The 3,976-nt window shown below is 65.2% G+C and carries 4 protein-coding genes; 2 read left to right on the top strand and 2 right to left on the bottom strand.

The window, feature by feature from the left end:
* Positions 1-293 precede the first annotated feature (293 nt).
* Together MB1_RS24715 and MB1_RS24710 are read right to left on the bottom strand one after the other, a co-directional pair.
* The gene (locus MB1_RS24715) at positions 294-1,376 is read right to left on the bottom strand and encodes an Acg family FMN-binding oxidoreductase (RefSeq protein WP_066913757.1); all 1,083 of its coding nucleotides are present in this window, start codon (positions 1,374-1,376) and stop codon (positions 294-296) included.
* A gap of 47 nt (positions 1,377-1,423) precedes the next feature.
* Entirely contained in the window at positions 1,424-2,035 is a 612-nt protein-coding gene (locus MB1_RS24710) for a TetR/AcrR family transcriptional regulator (RefSeq protein ID WP_084352661.1), read from the bottom strand.
* A 325-nt stretch (positions 2,036-2,360) separates the two neighbouring features.
* On the opposite strand from MB1_RS24710, the gene MB1_RS24705 reads away from it, so the two are divergent.
* On the top strand, positions 2,361-2,822 hold the full coding sequence (locus tag MB1_RS24705) for a hypothetical protein (RefSeq protein ID WP_157084405.1): 462 nt from the start codon (positions 2,361-2,363) through the stop codon (positions 2,820-2,822).
* On the top strand, positions 2,765-3,976 hold a 1,212-nt coding region (locus tag MB1_RS24700), incomplete at its 3' end, for a tetratricopeptide repeat protein (protein WP_157084403.1). The genes MB1_RS24705 and MB1_RS24700, both read left to right, overlap by 58 nt.

Genomic DNA, 3,976 nt, shown 5'->3' with positions numbered 1-3,976 from the left:
GTAAACCCGCTGGCAGACGCGACACCAAGCGACGCGGGAGACACCCGAGTACGCCTGTATTCACCCGGGCAGTGTGGGGGTCAGGGTTCGAATCCCCTTAGCTCCACCCTGTACACAGGCTCAAACCCAAGCTCGTAGACATACGAGCGGGTTTGAACCTTTTGTGTTCGCCTGCCCGGACGGGAACCTGTGGCGCGACCGGCGGTGCCCGGGGTCGGCGATGACAGCGCGCACTCGGCCGTGTCCGGTCGTCTCACAGTGGTCGGCCACAGATCGGCGGGGCCGAATCGCGCCTAGCCTCGGTCGATGATCTCGCGCAGATCGCGGCGGGGCGACAGCCCCGGCGGACTGGTCCGTCCGACGCGCACGAGCATCTGCATCTTGGCGGGGGCGGCCGTTCCGGTGAGTTGCTCGAGCTCGGTACGCAGCTTGTCCATCTGCGGGAACTCTTGGAGCGCTTGGCTGATCGGATGAACACGGAGGCCGAGGGCGTCCGCGGCCAGGTCGGCACGAACGTAGCCGCGTCCAGCGATGATCCAGTCGGACATGGTGTTCGACGCCATGGACACCGTCAACAGGTCCGTGGTGGTGCCGACCGCCTGGCGGAACCCGGACAGGTAGGGGTTCCGGTTGTAGGCCTTGTGCCAGTTGCCGTTCCTGGTGAACATGCGTCCGAGCAGAAGCGCCGGACCGCTCAGGCCCGCGGTGTCCATGTGGAGTCCGTCTCCGCTCTCGGCGATCTCGCGGTCGGAGAAGCGAAACCACAGGCGCGTCTCGTCGTAGAGGTCACGGTCTTCGGCCTCGACGGCCATGGCATCGGCGGCGATACGCAGGACGTCCGGCAGGATGTCCCGGGGGATCCAACCGACATCGACGCCCGGGATGCGGGCGTGCTGTTCGATGTCTGCTCGTTGTTCCGGTGTCAGCGGCGGGCCGAGATGGGCCAGGCGGCTGCTGCGTCGGTGGAGGATTCGGGAGAACAGCGGATCGGCCGTGATGTCGGGGTCGGCTGTCAGCCGGATCGTGGCGGTCGGCATCGTTCCGATGTCGGTCGGCGCAATCTCACCGTCGGGCAGCATGTCGATCTCCGGGCGGAACCCGAGGCCGGTGGCGGCGATCGAGGTCATCTCGATGAGGGTTCCGTGACCGATGAGCAATTGCCGGCCGGGAGGATCCACATGCGGGAGCGTTCGGCCCGGGTCGACGAATACGCGGGCCTGCGTGTCGGAGATCAGCTCGATCCGCCACGGCTGGGTGTTGTGGGCGCTCGGTGCGGTCACACCGTAGCGAAGTGCCGTCACGATCGGCGGATCATCGGGGCGGCCGGACAGCGGGCGTTCGCGAACGTCGCCGATCCGGTAGATGGACGTGGACATGTGCGCTCCTCCGGGTGGGGCGCTGCCGGTTGCGCGATTGCGAGCCGTCAGCTGATGGTTCGGTGGGCCATCGTGTGGATGATGTGCTCGATATGCGACCACCCGTCGTCGGTGTCGATGTCGAGGCCGTTGAAGTCGGGATGCAGTCGGCTGCGGGCGATCAGATAGTGGATCGAACCGGCGATCACCAGCGCGGTGGAGATCCGATCGACGCGGTCGGCGGTGTCGTCGTCGAACGACCGGAGAAGGTCGTCGAACCATTTCTCGCGCCGCCGGCGAAGGATCTCGGTGAGCTCGTTCTTCTCCACCTGCTCCCACGCCAGCACCTCGCGGGTGAGGGGGCGCCGCCGGAGGGTGTGTGCGTACCGCACCAGGCCGTTCGCCCAACGATCCGCGACCGGCAGCATCCGAAGATCGGTCTCGCCCTCGCCCATGATCTCGTCGAGGCTCGGCCAGAACGCCGTGCTCTCGGCGAATGCTCGTAGGAGCCCGTCCATGCCGGCGAAGTATCGGTAGATCAACACCTTGTCGAGGCCCGCTTCGCGAGCGACCGAGTTGATTCCGAGAGCGGCGAAGCCGTCGCGTGCCAGGACCCGGCCCACCGCGGTCAGTAGATCCTGCTCGGCTGCCTGCCTGTTACGGCTTCGCGCCCCGGTCATTTCGACTCCCGCACTCTAAGTCACCGTCCAGTGACATAGTACGTCACTGGACGGTGACATATCAACGGTGCCCGAGGTGACCGTGAAGATGATCAGAGCCAGTCAGGGATCTCCCGCTACCACGCGGTGGTCGCCGACGCGGGTGTCGCCCCAACCGGCCCAACCTCCGGTGACGCATTGGGGTCCCGTCGACGGCGAACTACGAACTACGCTCCAGTTGGTATCCGACCGTCTCCGGAGAACGGTTCAACAGATCTGGAACCGCCGAAGTCCGGATCAGGCGGTATCCCAACCAGCCGTGCGGCTGTTGGATCCGGGAGGAATTGTGTACATCGTTGGACTCCGTGATCGTTCGTCGATCGTGGTCAACGGTCTGGTAGCGCCCACGGTTGCTGACGGCCACGAACCGGAACCCGGGACACTGGGGGTCTCGACTGAGGTCATGGCGTGGATCGGCGGGGCGGTGGCGGCCGGCGTCACCTTCGACGTTCTGAAGGGGATCGCTGCTGATCTGGTTCGGCGCGGGTGGTCCCGGCAGGCCAAGGATGTCGATGCGGCAGGCATCACGGCTATCGTGCGGGCCTACTTCGAATCCGCCGGCTATACGACGATCGTCGTCAACGAGGTTCGCAGGATCGCGAACGCGGGTTGGTCCATTTCCGGTACGGCAGACGGCACAGGTTTCCGGGCCACGGCCGACCTGCACGGCGAAGTGACTCACACACATCCGTGTCGCTTGACGATCAACCATCCCCGCGACAGCTGCGCGATGTCCAGATCTGGCTGAACCATCTCGACCGGCGATCCGAGGCAGAACCGTCGGAGATCCTCGCGGAGACCGCACAAGCTGCGCCGCTTCTGGAATCTTGGACCTCCAATGATGCCTACGCCTGGATGATGGCACTGCGCGCAAAGGCATTCCGCTTGGTTGATGACCTCGACAGCCTGTGCGACACCGTCGACAGTGTCATCCCGCAGTTGAGAGATGACCAGAAGGTCGTAGCCCACCTGCAGCTGGAAAAGGGCATGGGCCTCGTTCAGTTCGATCGCCCCCGTGATGCGGCCGTCTGCCTCGAGCATGCTGCCGAGGTGTTCGCCGGTCACGGGGACTGGGCTGGCCAAGCGTGGGCGCTTGTGGCACTGGCGGAGGCGCATTGCGGTAGTGGTTATTCGAAGGATCCGTATCCGTTGCTGCGGCACGCTCTGGAGTTGTCCGAGCAGACGGGTGAGCTGCGCGCGGCCCGACGAGCTTGGAAACAACTGGCTGTCGTCCATCGACATCGGGGCGAGATAGCCCGAGCACTCGAGGCGATCGAGCACGCCCTCGACGGTGACATGACGCCGCATACGCGCGCCAACTACCTGTTGGAGCGGGGACATCTGTTGGCATGGTCGAATCGGTTCGGCGAGGCAGATGCAGACTATGAGGAAGCGGCGATCGCGTACCTCGAGCATGGGGATGAGTTGGGGCAAGGAAACATAGAGCGAGCCCTGGCTTACAACGCCTTGATGCTGGGTCGCTTCGACGACGGCTTGAAGCGGCTGAGCAAGGCTGCTGAGCTCTACGGGCGAGTTCGAAGCACTACCGGTCTCGGGTATGTCTTGCGGGAGCGGGCGTCGACGCGATTCGCTCTCGGTGACACCGTCGGCGCTGTTGAGGATTCCGAAGAGGGGCTGGAAGCTTTCCGCGCGAGCGCCGATGAATTGGGGCTGGCCGGCATGCTCAACACCGCGGCTCGGATGCAGCACAGAGTGGGAGCGCACGACCGCGCCGGCGAGCTTCTCATCGAATCGCTGTCTCTTACCGCCCGCGGCACGAACCCGCTGGCACGGGCTCACGCCTTGGCATTGCAAGCGGAGATCGATGCCGATGTCGACCGACGCGCGCGAGCGGCGGAGGAGTCGGCGCGGATGTTCTCCAGCATGGGGGTGTGGGTGGGC

It is taken from the genome of Millisia brevis NBRC 105863 (assembly GCF_001552615.1).
GTDB lineage: Bacteria > Actinomycetota > Actinomycetes > Mycobacteriales > Mycobacteriaceae > Millisia > Millisia brevis.
This window is presented reverse-complemented; position numbering and strand designations above follow the sequence as displayed.

What these genes read in the sequence shown, in the direction of transcription:
- MB1_RS24715 (WP_066913757.1), bottom strand. Translation starts at nt 1,376, where the DNA reads ATGTCCACGTCCATCTACCGGATCGGCGACGTTCGCGAACGCCCGCTG.
- MB1_RS24710 (WP_084352661.1), bottom strand. Translation starts at nt 2,035, where the DNA reads ATGACCGGGGCGCGAAGCCGTAACAGGCAGGCAGCCGAGCAGGATCTA.